General features: G+C 73.7%; 17 protein-coding genes. 8 read left to right on the plus strand and 9 right to left on the minus strand.

Annotated features, from left to right (window positions below; translation table 11 throughout):
- Window positions 1–64: 64 nt before the first annotated feature.
- Genes HQQ78_RS03215 through HQQ78_RS03235 form a run of 5 tightly spaced genes read left to right on the plus strand, consistent with a single transcriptional unit; the run spans window position 65 to window position 5,043 of the window.
- On the plus strand, window positions 65–1,564 hold the full coding sequence (locus HQQ78_RS03215) for an ABC transporter substrate-binding protein (protein ID WP_371740327.1): 1,500 nt from the start codon (window positions 65–67) through the stop codon (window positions 1,562–1,564).
- Window positions 1,561–2,514, plus strand: coding sequence for an ABC transporter permease (locus HQQ78_RS03220; protein WP_173151010.1), 954 nt, complete (start codon window positions 1,561–1,563; stop codon window positions 2,512–2,514). Before HQQ78_RS03215 ends, HQQ78_RS03220 begins: the two co-directional genes overlap by 4 nt.
- Window positions 2,511–3,464: an ABC transporter permease gene (locus HQQ78_RS03225; RefSeq protein WP_173151011.1), complete on the plus strand. Its 954-nt coding sequence runs from the start codon at window positions 2,511–2,513 to the stop codon at window positions 3,462–3,464. The genes HQQ78_RS03220 and HQQ78_RS03225 overlap by 4 nt, the downstream gene beginning before the upstream one ends.
- Window positions 3,461–4,240 (plus strand): ABC transporter ATP-binding protein, encoded by a 780-nt coding sequence (locus HQQ78_RS03230; RefSeq protein ID WP_173151012.1) that lies wholly within the window; start codon window positions 3,461–3,463, stop codon window positions 4,238–4,240. The genes HQQ78_RS03225 and HQQ78_RS03230 overlap by 4 nt, the downstream gene beginning before the upstream one ends.
- Window positions 4,237–5,043, plus strand: coding sequence for an ATP-binding cassette domain-containing protein (locus HQQ78_RS03235; RefSeq protein ID WP_173151013.1), 807 nt, complete (start codon window positions 4,237–4,239; stop codon window positions 5,041–5,043). The genes HQQ78_RS03230 and HQQ78_RS03235 overlap by 4 nt, the downstream gene beginning before the upstream one ends.
- Window positions 5,044–5,073: 30 nt before the next feature.
- Here HQQ78_RS03235 and HQQ78_RS03240 read toward each other — a convergent pair whose 3' ends face one another.
- Window positions 5,074–6,498: an amidase gene (locus tag HQQ78_RS03240; protein WP_173151014.1), complete on the minus strand. Its 1,425-nt coding sequence runs from the start codon at window positions 6,496–6,498 to the stop codon at window positions 5,074–5,076.
- Between the two features lie 121 nt (window positions 6,499–6,619).
- Here HQQ78_RS03240 and HQQ78_RS03245 point away from each other — a divergent pair, with 121 nt between their 5' ends.
- Both HQQ78_RS03245 and HQQ78_RS03250 read left to right on the plus strand, forming a co-directional pair.
- The gene (locus HQQ78_RS03245; RefSeq protein ID WP_056045992.1) at window positions 6,620–6,958 is read left to right on the plus strand and encodes a multidrug efflux SMR transporter; all 339 of its coding nucleotides are present in this window, start codon (window positions 6,620–6,622) and stop codon (window positions 6,956–6,958) included.
- 4 nt (window positions 6,959–6,962) lie between these two features.
- A complete protein-coding gene (locus HQQ78_RS03250; RefSeq protein WP_173151015.1) occupies window positions 6,963–7,622 on the plus strand; it encodes a TetR family transcriptional regulator in 660 nt (219 codons plus the stop codon).
- A gap of 3 nt (window positions 7,623–7,625) precedes the next feature.
- On the opposite strand, the gene HQQ78_RS03255 is transcribed toward HQQ78_RS03250, so the two are convergent.
- From HQQ78_RS03255 to HQQ78_RS03285, 7 genes are all read right to left on the minus strand, one after another.
- Window positions 7,626–8,219, minus strand: a complete 594-nt coding sequence (locus tag HQQ78_RS03255) for a GNAT family N-acetyltransferase (protein ID WP_173151016.1) — start codon at window positions 8,217–8,219, stop codon at window positions 7,626–7,628.
- A 32-nt stretch (window positions 8,220–8,251) separates the two neighbouring features.
- The gene (locus HQQ78_RS03260; protein ID WP_173151017.1) at window positions 8,252–8,956 is read right to left on the minus strand and encodes a uracil-DNA glycosylase; all 705 of its coding nucleotides are present in this window, start codon (window positions 8,954–8,956) and stop codon (window positions 8,252–8,254) included.
- Entirely contained in the window at window positions 8,953–9,696 is a 744-nt protein-coding gene (locus tag HQQ78_RS03265; RefSeq protein WP_371740329.1) for a Type 1 glutamine amidotransferase-like domain-containing protein, read from the minus strand. Before HQQ78_RS03265 ends, HQQ78_RS03260 begins: the two co-directional genes overlap by 4 nt.
- A complete protein-coding gene (locus HQQ78_RS03270; protein ID WP_056046006.1) occupies window positions 9,693–10,241 on the minus strand; it encodes a phosphoribosyltransferase in 549 nt (182 codons plus the stop codon). The genes HQQ78_RS03265 and HQQ78_RS03270 overlap by 4 nt, the downstream gene beginning before the upstream one ends.
- Before the next feature lie 34 nt (window positions 10,242–10,275).
- Entirely contained in the window at window positions 10,276–11,040 is a 765-nt protein-coding gene (locus tag HQQ78_RS03275) for a YqjF family protein (protein WP_254065004.1), read from the minus strand.
- Between the two features lie 79 nt (window positions 11,041–11,119).
- Window positions 11,120–12,316, minus strand: coding sequence for an FAD-binding domain-containing protein (locus HQQ78_RS03280; protein WP_173151018.1), 1,197 nt, complete (start codon window positions 12,314–12,316; stop codon window positions 11,120–11,122).
- Between the two features lie 62 nt (window positions 12,317–12,378).
- Window positions 12,379–13,371: a glycosyltransferase gene (locus HQQ78_RS03285; protein ID WP_173151019.1), complete on the minus strand. Its 993-nt coding sequence runs from the start codon at window positions 13,369–13,371 to the stop codon at window positions 12,379–12,381.
- Window positions 13,372–13,929: 558 nt separating this feature from the next.
- On the opposite strand from HQQ78_RS03285, the gene HQQ78_RS03290 reads away from it, so the two are divergent.
- Window positions 13,930–14,520 carry a hypothetical protein gene (locus tag HQQ78_RS03290; RefSeq protein ID WP_159825284.1) on the plus strand — a complete coding sequence of 197 codons (591 nt, stop codon included), beginning with the start codon at window positions 13,930–13,932 and terminating at the stop codon, window positions 14,518–14,520.
- On the opposite strand, the gene HQQ78_RS03295 is transcribed toward HQQ78_RS03290, so the two are convergent.
- Window positions 14,507–15,283: an SDR family oxidoreductase gene (locus tag HQQ78_RS03295; RefSeq protein ID WP_371740330.1), complete on the minus strand. Its 777-nt coding sequence runs from the start codon at window positions 15,281–15,283 to the stop codon at window positions 14,507–14,509. The two genes, HQQ78_RS03290 and HQQ78_RS03295, sit on opposite strands and share 14 nt — an antisense overlap.
- Window positions 15,284–15,286: the final 3 nt, after the last annotated feature.

The raw sequence follows: 15,286 nt of genomic DNA on the forward strand, positions 1-15,286 counted from the left end.
CGCGCCCCCGGTCCCCCGTCGCCGTGGACGATCCGCCACGGCCATCCCCGGAAGGCCCCACCAGGTGCGCACCCTCCCCCTCTCCGCCGCCGTCGCCGCGCTGTTGCTGCTCGCGACGGGTTGTTCGTCCGCCTCGTCCCCCGACGGGTCGGGCACCCCCGACCCCGACGCGACCGTCACGGTCGGCCTCGTGCTCGAGCCGAGCGACCTCGACATCCGCACCACGGCCGGCATCGCGCTCGACCAGGTGCTGATCGACAACGTCTACCAGGGCCTCGTCGGCCGCACGCAGGACAACGAGATCCGCGACGTGTTGGCCGCGAGCCACACGGTCAGCGACGACGGCCTGACCTACACGTTCACGCTGCACGACGGCGTGACCTTCCACGACGGGGCCGCGATGACGGCCGACGACGTCGTCTGGTCGCTGTCCCAGGTCAAGGACGACGCCTCGCTCGCGAGCCATTCCGACCTCGCCGCGGTCTCGACCATCACGGCGCCCGCCGCCGACACCGTCGTGCTGACGCTCTCGCGACCCGACTCGTCCCTGCTGTTCGACCTCACCGGTCGCGCGGGCCTCGTGCTGCAGCAGTCCGCGACGAACGACCTCTCGACGACGGCGAACGGCACCGGCCCCTTCGAGCTGACGAGCTGGCGACAGGGCGACAACCTGCAGCTCGGGCGCTTCGACGACTACTGGGGCACCCCGGCGAAGGTCGCGGGCGTGACCTTCCGCTACGTGACCGACCCGTCCGCGGCGATCAACGCCTCGATCTCGGGTGACGTCGACGTGCAGACCGCGGTCGACGCGACCCTGTCGACCCAGCTCGACGGCGTGGACGGCATCACCCTCGAGAAGGGCAAGACGACCGACAAGTACACCCTCGCGTTCAACAACGCCGTCGCCCCCTTCACCGACGCGAAGGTCCGCAAGGCCCTGCGCCTCGCGATCGACAACGATGCCCTGATCGCCGCCGTCGGCGGGTCGGCGGTGGACCAGGGGGGCCCGATCCCCGAGCTCGACCCCGGCTACGAGGACCTCACGAGCGTCGACTCCTACGACCCCGACGAGGCGAAGGACCTGCTGGCCGAGGCCGGTCACGAGGGTGACCTCTCGCTCACCCTCGAGTACCCCAACGTCTACCCGGCCGCCATCGGCGACGTGCTGACGACGCAACTCAAGGCGGTCGGCGTCACGTTGACGGTGCAGCAGGTCGACTTCAGCACCTGGCTCGACGACGTCTACGTGAACAAGGACTTCGAGCTCAGCATGGTCAACCACGCCGAGACGCACGACTTCGCGAACTGGGCGAACCCGGACTACTACTGGGGCTACGACAGCGCCCCCGTGCAACGGCTCTACGCCGAGTCGATCGCGGCGACCGACCCGGAGGTGGCCGACGAGAAGCTCGCCGAGGCGGCGACGATCGTCTCGGAGGACGCACCGGCCGAATGGCTCTACACGGCCACGACGCTGACGGCGATCCACGACGGCGTCACCGGGTTCCCGACGAGCTCGACCACGACCCGCCTCGACCTGGCTGACCTGGCCACCACGGAGTGACCCGCTTCGTCGTCGGCCGCCTGCTCCTCTTCGTCGGGGGGCTGGTCGTCGCCAGCGTGCTGATCTTCGCGACGCTGCGGTTGCTGCCGGGCGACGTCGCCCAGACGATCGCCGGCACGACCGGCTCACCCGAGCAGGTCGCCGCCCTCCGTCAGCAGCTCGGCCTCGATCGTCCCGTCGTCGTGCAGTACCTCGACTGGGCCGGCGGGCTGCTGAGGCTCGACCTGGGCGAATCGCTCGTCACGGGGACGCCGGTGGTCGACGAGGTGCTCGACAAGCTGGCCGTCACCCTGCCCCTCGCGGGGCTCTCCCTGGTCTTCGGATTGCTGATCGGCATCCCGCTCGGCGTGACGAGCGCGCTCCGCCGTGGCCGCGCCTCCGGGGTCGTCCTCGGCACCGGGGCCCAGCTGCTCGCGGCCGTGCCGGTCGTCTGGGCGGGCATGCTGCTGATCGGCGTCTTCGCCGTGACGCTGCGGTTGCTGCCGACGCAGGGGTTCCCGGCCGACGGCTGGAGCGAGCCCGGGCGGGCCTTGCGCTCGCTCGTGCTGCCGGCCCTCACCATCGGCATCGTCGAGGGGGCCGTGTTGTTGCGCTTCACCCGGTCGGCGGCGCTCGGGGCCCTGGACCAGGACTACGTGCGGACGGCCGCCGCCAACGGCATGACCCGGTCGCGCGCCCTCGTGCGACACGGGCTGCCCAACGTGATGCTCAGCATCGTGTCGATCCTCGGCCTGCAGGTGGCCGGCCTGATCGTGTCGGCCGTCGTCGTCGAGCAGTTGTTCACACTGCCCGGGCTCGGCCGCATGCTGGTGACCGACGTCGGCCGCCGCGACCTGACCAAGGTGCAGGGTGAACTGATGACGCTGACCACGCTCGTGCTTTTCATCGGCCTCGTGATCGACGTCGTGCACCGGCGGCTCGACCCGCGCCTCCGCGAGGCCGACCGATGAGGCGCGGCGCGTTCGTCCGCGAGCTGCTGCGTCGACCGCAGGGCGCGTTCGGCGCCGGCTGGCTGACCCTGATCGTCCTGTCCGCCGTGGTCAGCCGGTTCTGGACCCCGCTCGACCCCTTCGACACCGACCCCTACTCGGCCTGGCTGACGCCCTCGCTCGGTCACCCCTTCGGCACCGACTCGATCGGCCGCGACATCTTCAGCTACGTCGTCGCGGCGACGGGCACGACGGTCGTGGTCGCCGTCGCCTCGGGCGTGGTCGCCACCGTGGTGGGGGTGGGGCTGGCCGCCCTCGGCTCGTTGACGTCCCGCTGGGTGCGCGAGTCGGTCGCCGTGCTGATCGACGTGCTCGTTGCGTTCCCGACGCTCCTGATCGCCATGGCCCTCGCCGCGGCGTTCGGCGGGTCCCTCACCGTCGTGGTCGTCGCCGTGGGGATCGGCTACGGCGTGACGATCGCCCGGGTCAGCCGGTCCGAGATCCGTCAGGTGGCGCGGACCGACTACGTGCTCGCCGCCCGGGCGAACGGGCTCGGCACTTGGGCCGTCCTGCGTCGCCACGTGCTGCCGAACATCGCGCCCGTCTTCGTCGTCCAGCTCTCGCTGTCGATGGCCACGAGCGTGCTCGCCGAGGCCGGACTGTCGTTCCTCGGCTACGGCGCCCCGGCCGACACCGCCTCGTGGGGGCGTCTGCTGAGCGACCTGCAGAAGTTCATCGGCGTGCACCCGGGGTCGGTCGTCTGGCCCGGGCTCGCCATCACGCTGACCGTCCTGGCGCTCAACCTGCTGGGCGACGCCGTGCGCGACGCCTCCGATCCCCGGTTGCGGTCCCGGCGGACGGGACGTGGCACCCCGGGCTCCCCCACGACGCCGGCTCCGTCCACCACTCCCCCGCGGGCCACCGCCCCGGGCGCCGCAGGCACCCCGACCACCCCGGGGGTCGTCTCGTGAGCCTGGTGATCGACGACCTCACGGTGACCGTCGGCGGCCGCCGCGTCGTCGACGGCCTCTCGCTCGACGTGCCCGACGGTGCGAGGGTCGGACTGATCGGCGAGTCCGGTTCGGGCAAGTCGATGACGACGCTGGCCGTCCTCGGCCTCCTGCCCGACGGTGCCCGCGCCACGGGCAGCATCCGGCTCGACGGACGCGAACTGCTCGGGGCGTCCGAGCGCGACCTGGCCGGCCTGCGCGGCCGCGTCGTCGGCACGGTCTTCCAGGACCCCCGCACGGCCCTCGACCCCGTCGTGACCGTCGGGCGACAGATCGCCGAGCCCCTCCGCCTGCACGGCCGCATCGGTCGCCGGGACGCCCGCTCGCGAGCGGTGGCCGCGGCCGCCGAGGTCGGCCTGCCCGACCCCGAGACCGTCGTGGACCTCTACCCGCACCAGCTCTCGGGTGGTCAGCGGCAGCGCGTCGGCATCGCCATGGCGCTGATCAACCGGCCGGGGCTCGTCCTCGCCGACGAGCCGACCACCGCGCTGGACGTCACCACGCAGGCCGAGGTGCTCGCGCTCTTCCAGCGCCTGGTCGACGAGCAGCGGACGTCGCTGCTCTTCGTCACGCACGACCTCGCCGTGCTCTCGCGCATCACCGACCACGCGGCGGTGCTGTCGCACGGGCGCGTCGTCGAGCGGGGGCCCGTCGAGCAGCTGCTGCACCGCCCCGAGCACGAGGTCACCCGCGGGCTCGTCCAGGCCACGAGGGCGACGACCTGGAGGGCCTCGTGAGCGACCCGACCACCGCACCCGCGCCTCCTCTGCTCGTCGCCCGGGGCCTCACTCGCACCTTCACCCTGCCGCGCCGGTCGCCCTTCCGACCGGGCCCGGTGCGCCACGCCCTGGTCGACGCCGACCTCGAGGTCGCCGCCGGCGAGAGCGTCGCGCTGATCGGCGAGTCCGGCTCGGGCAAGTCCACGCTCGTGCGCCTGCTGCTGGCCCTCGACCGGGCCACGTCCGGCACGGTGACCTTCGACGGGCGCACGGTCGCCCCCGACCGCGCCTCGCGCCTGCGCTGGCTGCGGCGCCAGACGGGCATCGTCCTGCAGGACCCCTACGCCTCGCTGGACCCCCGCATGCGCGTGGGCGACACCGTGGCCGAGCCGCTGCGCGCCCTGCGCGTCGAGGGCGACCACGACCGCCTGGTGGCCGAGATGCTCGAACGGGTGGGCCTCTCGGCCCACGACGCCGAGGCCTGGCCCCACGAGTTCAGCGGGGGCCAACGGCAGCGCATCGCCCTGGCCCGGGCCCTCGTGCACCGGCCGCGGCTGCTGATCGGCGACGAGCCGATGAGTGCGCTCGACGTCACCGTGCGGGCGCAGATCCTCGAGCTGCTGCGCGAGCTGCGCGACGAACGCGGGCTGTCGCTGCTGCTCGTGTCGCACGACATCGGACTCGTGCAGCAACTCGCCGACCGGGTCGCCGTGCTGCGAGACGGTCACATCGTCGAGCAGGGCCCCACCGACGACGTGCTGCGTCGACCGCGGCACGACTACACGCGGACGCTCGTCGACTCGGTGCCGACCCTCGACTGAGCCCCGGCTCGTCAGCGGTGCCGACGCGCCTCACCACATCGGAGGGTGCCGACGCTGCCACCGCAGCCGCCGCTCGAGCTGGGCGCCGAGCGCGAGCAGGACGTCCTCGCGCCCTGGTCGCCCGATCAGCTGCACGCCCGCGGGGACGCCGTCGACCTCGCCCACCGGGAGGCTGATCGCGGGCAACCCGGCCACGTTGACGAACGACGTGAACGGCGAGTACAGGCACTGCTGCTCGAAGTTGCGCTCGGCGTCCTCGGCGTCGTACCAGCCGAGCGGGCGCGGCAGCATCGCCAGGGTCGGCGTCAGGACGGCGTCGAAGGCCGAGAACCGCTCGACGACGGCGCGCTCGAACGACGCGAGCCCGACGAGCGCCGCCGACAGCTCGCGCGCCGTGACGCGTCGCCCCTGCTCGACCAGCCACCGGGTGACGGGCTCGAGCAGCGCCAGGTCGGCCTCGGTCTCGGCCGGGATGCCCGCCGCCCCCGCCTGCCAGATCGTGCGGAACAGGGCCGGGTAGTCGGACGCCGGCAGGGTGGTCTCGTCCACGCCGTGCCCCATCGTCGTGAGCAGGTCGGCGGTCTCGCCGAGGACCCCCAGGAGGCGCGGGTCGACCCGGACGTCGAACGCGTCGTCCCACGGGCTCGTCGTCATGACGGCGACCTGGAAGCGTCCCTCACCCCGCACGGCCGTGCCGAGGTAGGCACCGTCGGGTGACGGAGGTGCCCAGAGGGCCTGGTGGTGCCGCGGTTCGCGCCCGTCGGGCGACACCATCGCGTCGAGCAGCAGGGCGGCGTCGGCCACCGACCGGGCCAGGGCCCCGCCGACCGGCAGGCCCGCGAGGCTCGTCAGACCCGACTGCGCCGGCACGCGTCCCCGGGAGGGCTTGAGCCCGACGAGGCCCGTGGCGGCGGCCGGGATGCGGATGCTGCCCCCGCCGTCGGACCCGGGCGCGAACGGCAGCAACCCCGCGGCGACGGCGGCCGCGGCGCCGCCGCTCGACCCGCCCGCGCCCGTCTCGGGCGCCCACGGGTTGCGCGTCGGAGGGCCCACGAGCGTCTCGGTGTACGCGGTCAACCCGTACTCGGGCGTGGCCGTCTTGCCCACGCTGATCGCGCCGGCCTCGTCGAGCGCCTCGGTGATCTCGGCCGACGTCTCGGGCACCCGGCCCCTGCTGAGGCGTGAGCCCGACCAGGTCGGCACGCCCGCGCGGTCGCTGAGGTCCTTGTCGGCCAGCGGCAGCCCCCAGAGCGGCGCGACCGAGGGGCCTCCGGCGGCCAGGGCGTCGGCCCGCGCGAGGGCGGCCTCGCCGGTCACCGTCACGAACGCGCCGACGTCGCCGTCGAGGCGGGCGATGCGCTCCAGGTAGTGGGTGGTCAGCTCACGGGGCGAGACCTCGCCGCGACGCAGCCAGTCCCACTGCTCGTGGGCGCTCAGGTGGTGGAGTTCGAACACCCGTCGAGCCTAGGCCGCGGCTCCGGCCACGGATCTCGCTTTCTGGTACATTTGTCCCATTCGTGCTCCCCCGGCCGCAGGTCGCCTCCGGGACCGTCGCACGTCTCGACAGGACGCCGTCATGGGTTACCTCTTCCTCGCGCTCGCCATCGTCGGCGAGGTCTTCGCCACGAGCTTCCTCAAGGTCACCAGCGGCCCCGACGCCAAGTGGTGGCAGTACGCGGCTGTCGTGGTCGGCTACGTCTTCGCGTTCGCGATGCTCTCGCAGTCGTTGAGCAAGGGCGTGCCGCTCGGAATCGCCTACGCGATCTGGGCCGGCGTCGGCGTCGTCCTCGTCGCCCTCATCAGCTGGATCTTCTTCAAGGAGCCCCTGACCCTCGTCCAGCTCGGCGGCATCGTCCTCGTCATCGGCGGCGTGACCATGCTCGAGCTCGGCGGTCGCCACGAGGCCGCGGCCTGACCCCGTGACGGACACCACGTCGGGTGACCGTCCGGCCCCGGACGCCTCGGACGCCCCTGCCCCGGACACCTCGGGCGCGCGGGCGTCGGTCGCCCCGGGGCCGGGCGAGCGGTCCGTCGGCCCCGGTGGCCAGGCCCTGACCCCGAAGGGCGAGACCAGGAGGCGCGCGCTGCTCGACGGCGTGCTGGCCGTCCTCGAGGCGGGCGGCCCCTCGGCCGTGACGCACCGCGCGGTGGCCCGCGCGGCCGGCGTCCCGGTCTCGGCGGCCACGTACTACTTCGCCGGACGCGACGACCTGCTGCGGGCGGCGCTGCGCCACGCGACCACGGACTGGGTGCGGTCCTTCGACCGACTCGAGCGCGCCTCCTCGGCGGACCTGGCCGAGACGCTCGTCCGGTACGCGATCACCGAGCGCGGGTCGGCCCGGGCGCAGTACGAGCTGCTCTTCACCGCCATGCGGGACGAGTCGCTGCGCGAGGACGCGGACCTCTGGTACTCGTCGCTCGAGCACGTGCTGAGGCGGACCGGCGTGCCGAGCGAGCGGCTCGACGTCGTGGCCCTCGCCGTCGACGGCCTGATCGTCCGCATGCTCTGGCGCGGCGAGCCCGGCACCGTCGACGCGACCGAACGCATGTTGCGGGAGATCGTCGGCCCGCTGCCCTGAGGTTCAGGCGCGGCGGCGCTTCTTGAGCGACTTCTGCATCGTGATCGTGCCGAGCCAGCGGCCGAACTTGAAGCCGACCCGGCCCATGCGACCGACCTCGGTGAAGCCGAGCCGCGCGTGCAGGCCTATCGACGCCTCGGCGTTCTTGTCGGCGATCACGGCGATCATCTCGCGGATGCCCGCGTCCCGGCAGGCCTCGACGAGCGCCTCGAGCAGGGCACGGCCGAGGCCCTTGCCGGTCGAGGCGGCCCGCAGGTAGATCGAGCTCTCGACGGTGTAGCGGTAGGCCGCCTTGCCGCCCCACGGCGTCGCGAGCGCATAGCCGAGGGCCTCGCCGGACGGGTTCACCGCGACGAGGAACGGCATGCCGAGCGTCGTGACGAAGGCGAACTTGCGGCGCCACTCGGCGAGGGTCATCGCGTCCTCGTCGAAGGTGACGGACGAGTTCGCCACGTAATGGTTGTAGATCTCCTGGACGTAGGGCAGGTCGGCGGGCGTCGCGGGTCGGATCTCGAACGTGAAGCCGGGCTCGACCGGGGCCGGGGGCCGGAGGGCTCGGGGAAGCCGACGCCGGGGCTGGTATTCCTCTTCGAGCACGGGATCACTCTGCCACGCCGGGTGCGGGACCGTCAGGCGGCGGGCGGGAGCGTCCAGTCGACGGGGTCGCCGCCCTGGGCGACGAGCAACTCGTTCGCCCGGCTGAACGGCCGCGAGCCGAAGAACCCGCGCGACGCCGACAGGGGGCTCGGGTGCGGCGACTCGATCGAGGGGACGTCGCCGAGCATCGGCTTGAGCGCCGACGCGTCACGGCCCCAGAGGATGGCCACGAGGGGCCCTCCCCGCGCCGCGAGCACCTCGATCGCGCGCTGCGTGACCGGCTCCCAGCCCTTGCCTCGGTGCGACGCCGTCTCGCCCGGACGCACCGTGAGCACCCGGTTGAGCAGCAGCACGCCGTGGCGCGACCACGAGGTCAGGTCACCGTGTTCGACGACGGGGACGCCGAGGTCGTCGTGCAGCTCGCGGTAGATGTTCGCGAGGCTGCGCGGCACCGGGCGCACGTGCGGGTCGACGGCGAACGACAGCCCGATCGGGTGGCCGGGCGTCGGGTAGGGGTCCTGACCGACGATCAGGACGCGCACCTCGTCGAGCGGCTGTCGGAAGGCGCGCAGCACGTCCTCGCCGGCGGGCAGGTAACCGCGCCCCGCGCGCACCTCTGCTCGCAGGTACTCGCCCATGTCGGTGATGCGGTCGGCCACGGGTTCGAGCGCGGTCGCCCACGAGGGGTCGATCTGCTCCGAGAGCGGTCGACGGTGGTCGTGCGCCTCGACGGTCACTCGACCCCGAGCGTGCCGACCGAGACGCCGACGATCTCGCCGTCGTCGTCGAGCTGCGGTTCGACCCGCCAGACGCTGCCGGTGCCGAGCACCGCGAGGGCGCCCTCGCCGACGACCAGGGCGGTGTTCTCGTCGATGGCGACGCCACCACGGACGAGTCCCGCCTCTGTGGCGGCGATGAGCCTGGTCAGGGTGCCCCACTGGGCGGCGTGCACGTCGATGGCGAGGTCGACGAGGCCGAGGCCGTCGGCGAGGGTGACCTCGTCGAGGTCTTCTGCCGCGTCCTCGGGGCAGACCGGGACGTCGCCGATCAACCAGCCGCCGAGCAGGGCGCGGTCCGCGGCGATCATGGCGCCGGCCGAGAAACCGAGGTAGGGCAGCCCGTCGGCCACCAGGAGGCGCACCTGGTCGATCAACGGAGCGACCGCGTCGAGGTAGGCGGGGGTGAGCCCACCCGCCACCAGCAGGCCGTCGACGTCGCTGAGCACGCGGGTGTCGAACTCGTCCCCGGCGGAGACGATGGTCGTGAGGGCCTCACAGCGTCCCCCGGCGGCCAGCATGGCGGGGTACCCGTCACGGAACTCGGCGGACGGCGAGTCGTCGGCCACGACGATCAGCACGGCGATGCGCGGCACGCTCCGGCCGACGGCGGCACCGCGGACGGCGGCCTCGGCGACGAAGAGGTCGTACAGCTCGGTGTCGTCGGGCGACCAGCCGCCGCCCACCAGGTGGATGCTCACTCGCCCGCCCCCGCTCCGACCTCACGCGTGACGGGCGGCAGTGCGCTCCACGGGAAGGTGATCCACTGGTCGGTACGCTTCCAGACGAAGTCGGGCTCGAGCACGGTGCGGGGCTTGCTGTAGAGGCAGACCGTGCGGACCTCGGAGGCCACCTCGGCGAGCAGGTCGCGCACGAGCACGAGGGTGCGCCCCGAGTCGGACACGTCGTCGACGACGAGGACCTTCTTGCCCTCGAGCGACGGGGCGTCGAGGGTCGGGGGCAGCAGCACGGGCTCGGGCAGCCGCTCGTCGACGCCCGTGTAGAACTCGACGTTGATCGAACCGCACATCTTGGTGTCGAGCGCGTACGCCACGGCACCGGCGAGCACGAGCCCCCCGCGGGCGACGGCGACGATCACGTCGGGCGTGAACCCCGCCTGGACGACGTCGGAGGCCAGGTGGCGAGCGGCCTCACCGAACTCGAGCCAGCCCAGCACCTCCCGCTCGGGAGCCTCGACCTCGGGTCGTGCGGGGGCGGCCTGGCTGTCGTCGGGTGGGGTGACCATGCCGACAACCGTAACGCGCGCAGGGCTCCCCGCGTCACGCCGGGACCCAGGCACCCCCGGGAGGCGCGAAGACCGTGTCGACGCCGTCGGACCACAGCAGCGAGTCCGGCTCGCGGTCGGTGACGCCCGGCAGGCCGCCGTCGGCGACGAGCTCGTCGTCGAGGTCGACGAGCTCGGCCCGGCGCAGCGACCAGGTGTCGTGCCGGTTCGGCCAGTACCGGGTGCGCCCGCCGCGGGCGACGTGCATGCCCCAGCGGGCGGTGAGGAACTCGGCGAGCGGGTCGCCGTCGACCACCTGGTCGGTGGGACGGACGGACAGGCGCGACGACGGGTTCGCCCCCGGCCCGAGCCGGGTGCTGCGGTAGGTCACGACCCCGTCGACCCGGGACTCGCGCATCGACGCCCAGCGATAGGGCAGACCGAGGCCCACGTTCGCCGCGAGCACCGAGACGAGGCGCTGCGCCTCGAGGGTGCGGAACACCACGCCGCGTCGGCCCAGGGCGTCGACCGAGTACAGCCGCACGTTCGTCTCGAGGAAGTCCCCGGCCCAGGGCACCGCGGGCAGCGGCCCGAAGGCGCTGCCCGTCAGCTTGAACGGGATGAGCCCGACCCAGGTCGACCCGTCGAACACGTCGGGCCGCGTGCCGGGCGGCAGCAGCGGGGCGACGCGATCGGGCTCGACCCGCCAGTGTGCGAAGGCCAGGCCGCCCCAGTGCTGTCGGATGAACGCGGGGCGGAGCAGCGGAGGCGCGGTGCGGGACACCGGATCGGCTTCGGCCCCCGGCATGGTCTGGTCCATGTGGCCCACGGTACGGGCGACCGCCTGGGCGGTCCACAGCCTCGGACGAGCTTCCGCCCCCGGCCCTCCCCGGGCCGCCTCAGAGCTGGCGGACGAGTTCGGGGATGCGACCGCGGAACGGGAAGAAGTCCCGGGATGCGGACGGCCACGCCTCGCCGTCCCACCGCCGCCGGACGGTGACGAGGTCGACCCCCTCGGCAGAGAGGGCTCCGCGCACGGACGTCAGTCGCTCCTGGACGGGACCGACCGGGGCGTACGGCGTCACCACCGTGTCGAGCCCCTCGGACCGCGCCCACTCGACGACGGCGGCGGGCCGTGCGTCGGTGAGCGTCCGGGCGGGCCGACCGTCGGCGTCCCGCGTCCGTGTCGCCGCGTCGTCCCGAGCGCCCGTCGTGAAGGCCACGACGGCGGCGGAGGCGCCCTGTGGGGACCGGCCTCCGGGGTCGGCGGAGACGGCCACGGCCGACAGCCGCGCGACGAGACCGGGGCGTTCGGCGAGCAGGCTCTCGGGCTCGAGGTCCTCCTCGTGGAGCAGCAGCCCGACCCGCCCACCCGGGGAGCCGACGACGTCGGCGGCCTCGACGGGCGTCCGTGACGGCAACGGCTCCTCGTCGAGGGCCCTGGCCGTGGTGGCGAGACCCTCGGGCGAGAATCGCCCGTCGGTGAAGCGCGAGATGTTCGAGGCCGTCGCGAGGTAGGTCTTGCCGGCGGTCTGCAGGCCCGCCACCCAGCGCCAGGACAGGGTGTTCGAGGCCGCGTCCCCGTCGAGCAGGTGGCGGAGGAAGAAGTCGGCGCCCAGGTGCCACGGAAGGCCGAGGGTGAAGATCCAGACGCTGGCGAACCACATGCGCGCGTGGTTGTGGAGGTACCCGGTGTCGACGAGCTCGCGCACCCAGGCGTCCATCGCGTCGATGCCGGTGCGGCCGGCGACCGCCTCGTCGTACCCCGCGGGGACGCCGGCGTCGACGGCGCGGTCGACGGCGCGTCGGTACCGCCGCCACACCTCGGGGTTCTGCTCCAGCCAGCCCTTCCAGTAGGTGCGCCAGAACACCTCCTGCACGAACTTCTCCGCCGCACCGAGCGTGTGACGCTCGAGGACCGCGCCGACGACCTCGCGTTCCGTCACGAGACGGTGGCGGAGGTACGGCGACAGTCCCGAGACGGTGCGGCGTGAGACCCCGAGGTCGTGGTTCCGGTCACGGGCGTAGGCGGAGCCGGCGAGGGGCAGGAACTCGTCGAGGGCCTCGAGGCCGGCGACTCTGGTCGGGACGATCACACGTCCATCTTGCGACCCCGGACCCGTGGGGGCCCGGGGAACGCCGTCGCGACCAGGAGACGTCAGTGGCGGACGGTGGCCGAACGCAGCGGTTCGAGCTGGTCGATCGGCAGACCGACGTGCGTTCCGCGCAGCAGCCCGAGCAGGCGACCGGCCACGAGACCGACGGCCGCGGCGGCCAGCACCGCCGTGCCGCGCCGACGACCGACGAACGAACGCCACGCGCCCGAGGCCAGGCGGGCGGCCGTGACGCCCGGGACGGCGGCGGTGTCGGCTTCTCCGCCGAGGGAGCGTCGCAGCGCGGCCTGGGTGACGCCGCGGTCGACGGCGGCGCCGACGACCGAGCTCCGGCGCGTCCGCGAGGGACGCACGGTGCGCGAGACCCTGGCCGACGAGGTCGACACGACCCGCGCCTCCGGCTCGTCCGCGGCGAGGCGCAGGCACAGCTCGACGAACTCGGCGCCGCGGGGCACGCCCTCACGGGCGTCGACACCGCTGGCCAGGCCACCGACCTGGAGCAGGTCCCACCGTCGGAAGGCCACGGTCGCTCCCGCCACGTCGTCGAGGCCGACGAGGCCGTCGGGTCGCGAGCGGGGCGTGCAGTCCACGGCCCAGAGCAGGTCGTCGGGCAGGGCGGACGCGGCCGCACCGGGCCAGGTCGGTTCGGTCCGTCCCACGACCGCGATGACGTCGACCTGGTCGAACGGGGCGGCGAGCGCCCGGGCCCAGCCGGCGTGGGCGACGCAGTCCGCGTCGAGGAACGCGACGACGTCGCCACGTGCCGACTCGATGCCGGTGTCGCGGCTGCCGGCGAGCCCCGGGGTGCGGGTGTTGTCGACGACGAGCAGGTCGTCGTACCGGTGGCGCAGGTGGTCGCGGAGTCGCGGTGCCCGATCGACGACCACGAGGACGTCGTGCACGTCGCCGTCGCGGAGGACGGAGTCGAGCGCGGCCGTCAGGCCGTCGAAGGGGGTGGATTCGTCGGCGCAGACGACGACGCTCACGCGGGGGGCCGGGGGGACGGAAGGCAGGGAGGTGCGGACGCGGAGGGTCACGGGGGTTCCTCTGGGTTCGTCGACGGTCGCCGTCGCGCCGCAGGGCGTCGCGTTCGGGGGGCGACCCTCGTCGGAGGGTGCGTTCGGGTGGCGTCGTCGGGAGGGGTGGCCCGACGTCGTCGGCCGGCGGTCGATTCGGGCGACCACGGGCAGAGGCACGTCCCGGATTCGGGTTCGGGACGTCCTGACCTCCACAACGGTACGGGTCCCTCCTGGGAAGACGAAGAACGAGGGGGTCCCCCGTTCGAGGGGGCCTCGTCCGGGTGACGTCCGGGTGGCGGCCGGGTGGGGGCCGGTCCGCGTCGGCTCCCCCCGGGTGAGGCTCGCCGTCCGGCGCGGTTCTGCGGCCCTCCGGGCCCCGGACGGCAGGAGGCGCGGGCCCTGTCGGCAGCGTTCCCCCGGTCGCCGAGCGGGTCGTCCCCTGCCGGAACCACCCGCTGGTGACCCGTGTGACGCGTCGTCCGCCCACCCGTCGCGCGGTCCGCCCACCCGGTCGTCGCTCCCCCGCGCGCCGGTAGGGTCGGGGCCTGACCCGCCACCACGAGAGGACGTCGACCAGTGCCCCACGGACCGGGAACGCGCCGTCGCGCGGAACGCACGGCGCTCGAGCGCGCGGTCGACGAAGGCCTGTTGATCGTCCGGGCGGCCCTGGTGGTGGCCGTCACGAACCAGATCATCCGCCGTGCCCTGCAGGAGCGCCTCCCGTTCGACGAGGACGTCGCGACGCGGGTCACCCGCGACGAGATCGACCGCCTGACGGCCGAGCAGACGTCGGCCGCGGTGCGCGTCCGCAGACTGCGTCGGATGACCGGCCGGTCGTACGGTCAGTCCCGTCACCAGTTCGACTACCGTCCCGAGGACGCCGACGCCCTGAAGCTCCGCGAGGCCGCGTCGAAGGGCGTGGCCCGGGCGCTGGCCGCCCGCCGGGAGGACGACGACTTCGTGGCCGAGGTCGTAGCGGACGCCCGGTCGCGGGCGTGGGACGACGTCGGGCAGACGGTCGTCGACCGGCTCGGCTGGGCCGCGCGCCCGGCCGACGACTACGACGACGGGCGCCACGAGCGCCTGCGCGACCTCGTCGAGGGCGACCTCGCGGCGCTGCGCGAGAGCCGCTCGGACGGCGGGGCCGGCTCGGTCAGTCCTTCTTGACCCTGAGCTCGCCCTTGGCCACCTTGTACGTCGCCGCCTGGGCCACGGGCTTGATGGTCACCAGGTCGAGGTTGACGTGGGCCGGCAGCTCGACCGAGTGCACGATCGACTCGGCCACGTCGTCGGCCGTCAACGGCGACTCGACGTCGCGGTAGACCGCGTCGGCGCGGTCCTGGTCGCCGCCGAAGCGCACGAGCGAGAACTCCTCGGTGTGCACCATGCCCGGCGCGATCTCGATCACCCGGATCGGCTCCCCTGCCAGCTCGAGCCGCAGCACGGCCACGAGGGCGTGCTCGGCGAACTTCGAGGCGTTGTAGCCACCGCCGTTCTCGTAGGCGACGTGACCGGCGATCGACGTGACGGTCACGATGTCGGCACCCCGCGCCTCCTCGGCTCCGCGGCGGAGCGACGGCAGCAGGGCGGTGACCGCGCGCTTGGTGCCCAGCACGTTGACGTCGAACATGCGCTGCCAGTCGTCGATCGAGCCGTTCTCGACGCTGTCGAGTCCGAACGCCCCACCCGCGTTGTTGACGAGGGCGTGCAACGGTCCGGTCTCCTCGACGTGGGCCCGCAGGGCGGCCACGTCGTCGTCGCTGGTGAGGTCGGCCCGGAACCAGGTCGCCCCCGTCTCGTCGGCGAGCGCCCGGAGGCGGTCCTCGCGTCGCGCGACGGCCAGGACCTCCCAGCCGCGCGAGCGGAACGACCGCACCGTCGCCGCTCCGATGCCCGAGCTCGCTCCCGTCACCACGACCCGCTTCGCCACGTC

It is taken from the genome of Frigoribacterium sp. VKM Ac-2859, from assembly GCF_013204925.1.
GTDB lineage: Bacteria > Actinomycetota > Actinomycetes > Actinomycetales > Microbacteriaceae > Frigoribacterium.

Excerpts from the sequence above, each read along its gene's own strand:
- HQQ78_RS03225 (WP_173151011.1), top strand. The coding sequence starts at position 2,511 with ATGAGGCGCGGCGCGTTCGTCCGCGAGCTGCTGCGTCGACCGCAGGGC.
- HQQ78_RS03275 (WP_254065004.1), bottom strand. The coding sequence starts at position 11,040 with ATGGACCAGACCATGCCGGGGGCCGAAGCCGATCCGGTGTCCCGCACC.
- HQQ78_RS03270 (WP_056046006.1), bottom strand. The coding sequence starts at position 10,241 with ATGGTCACCCCACCCGACGACAGCCAGGCCGCCCCCGCACGACCCGAG.
- HQQ78_RS03245 (WP_056045992.1), top strand. The coding sequence starts at position 6,620 with ATGGGTTACCTCTTCCTCGCGCTCGCCATCGTCGGCGAGGTCTTCGCC.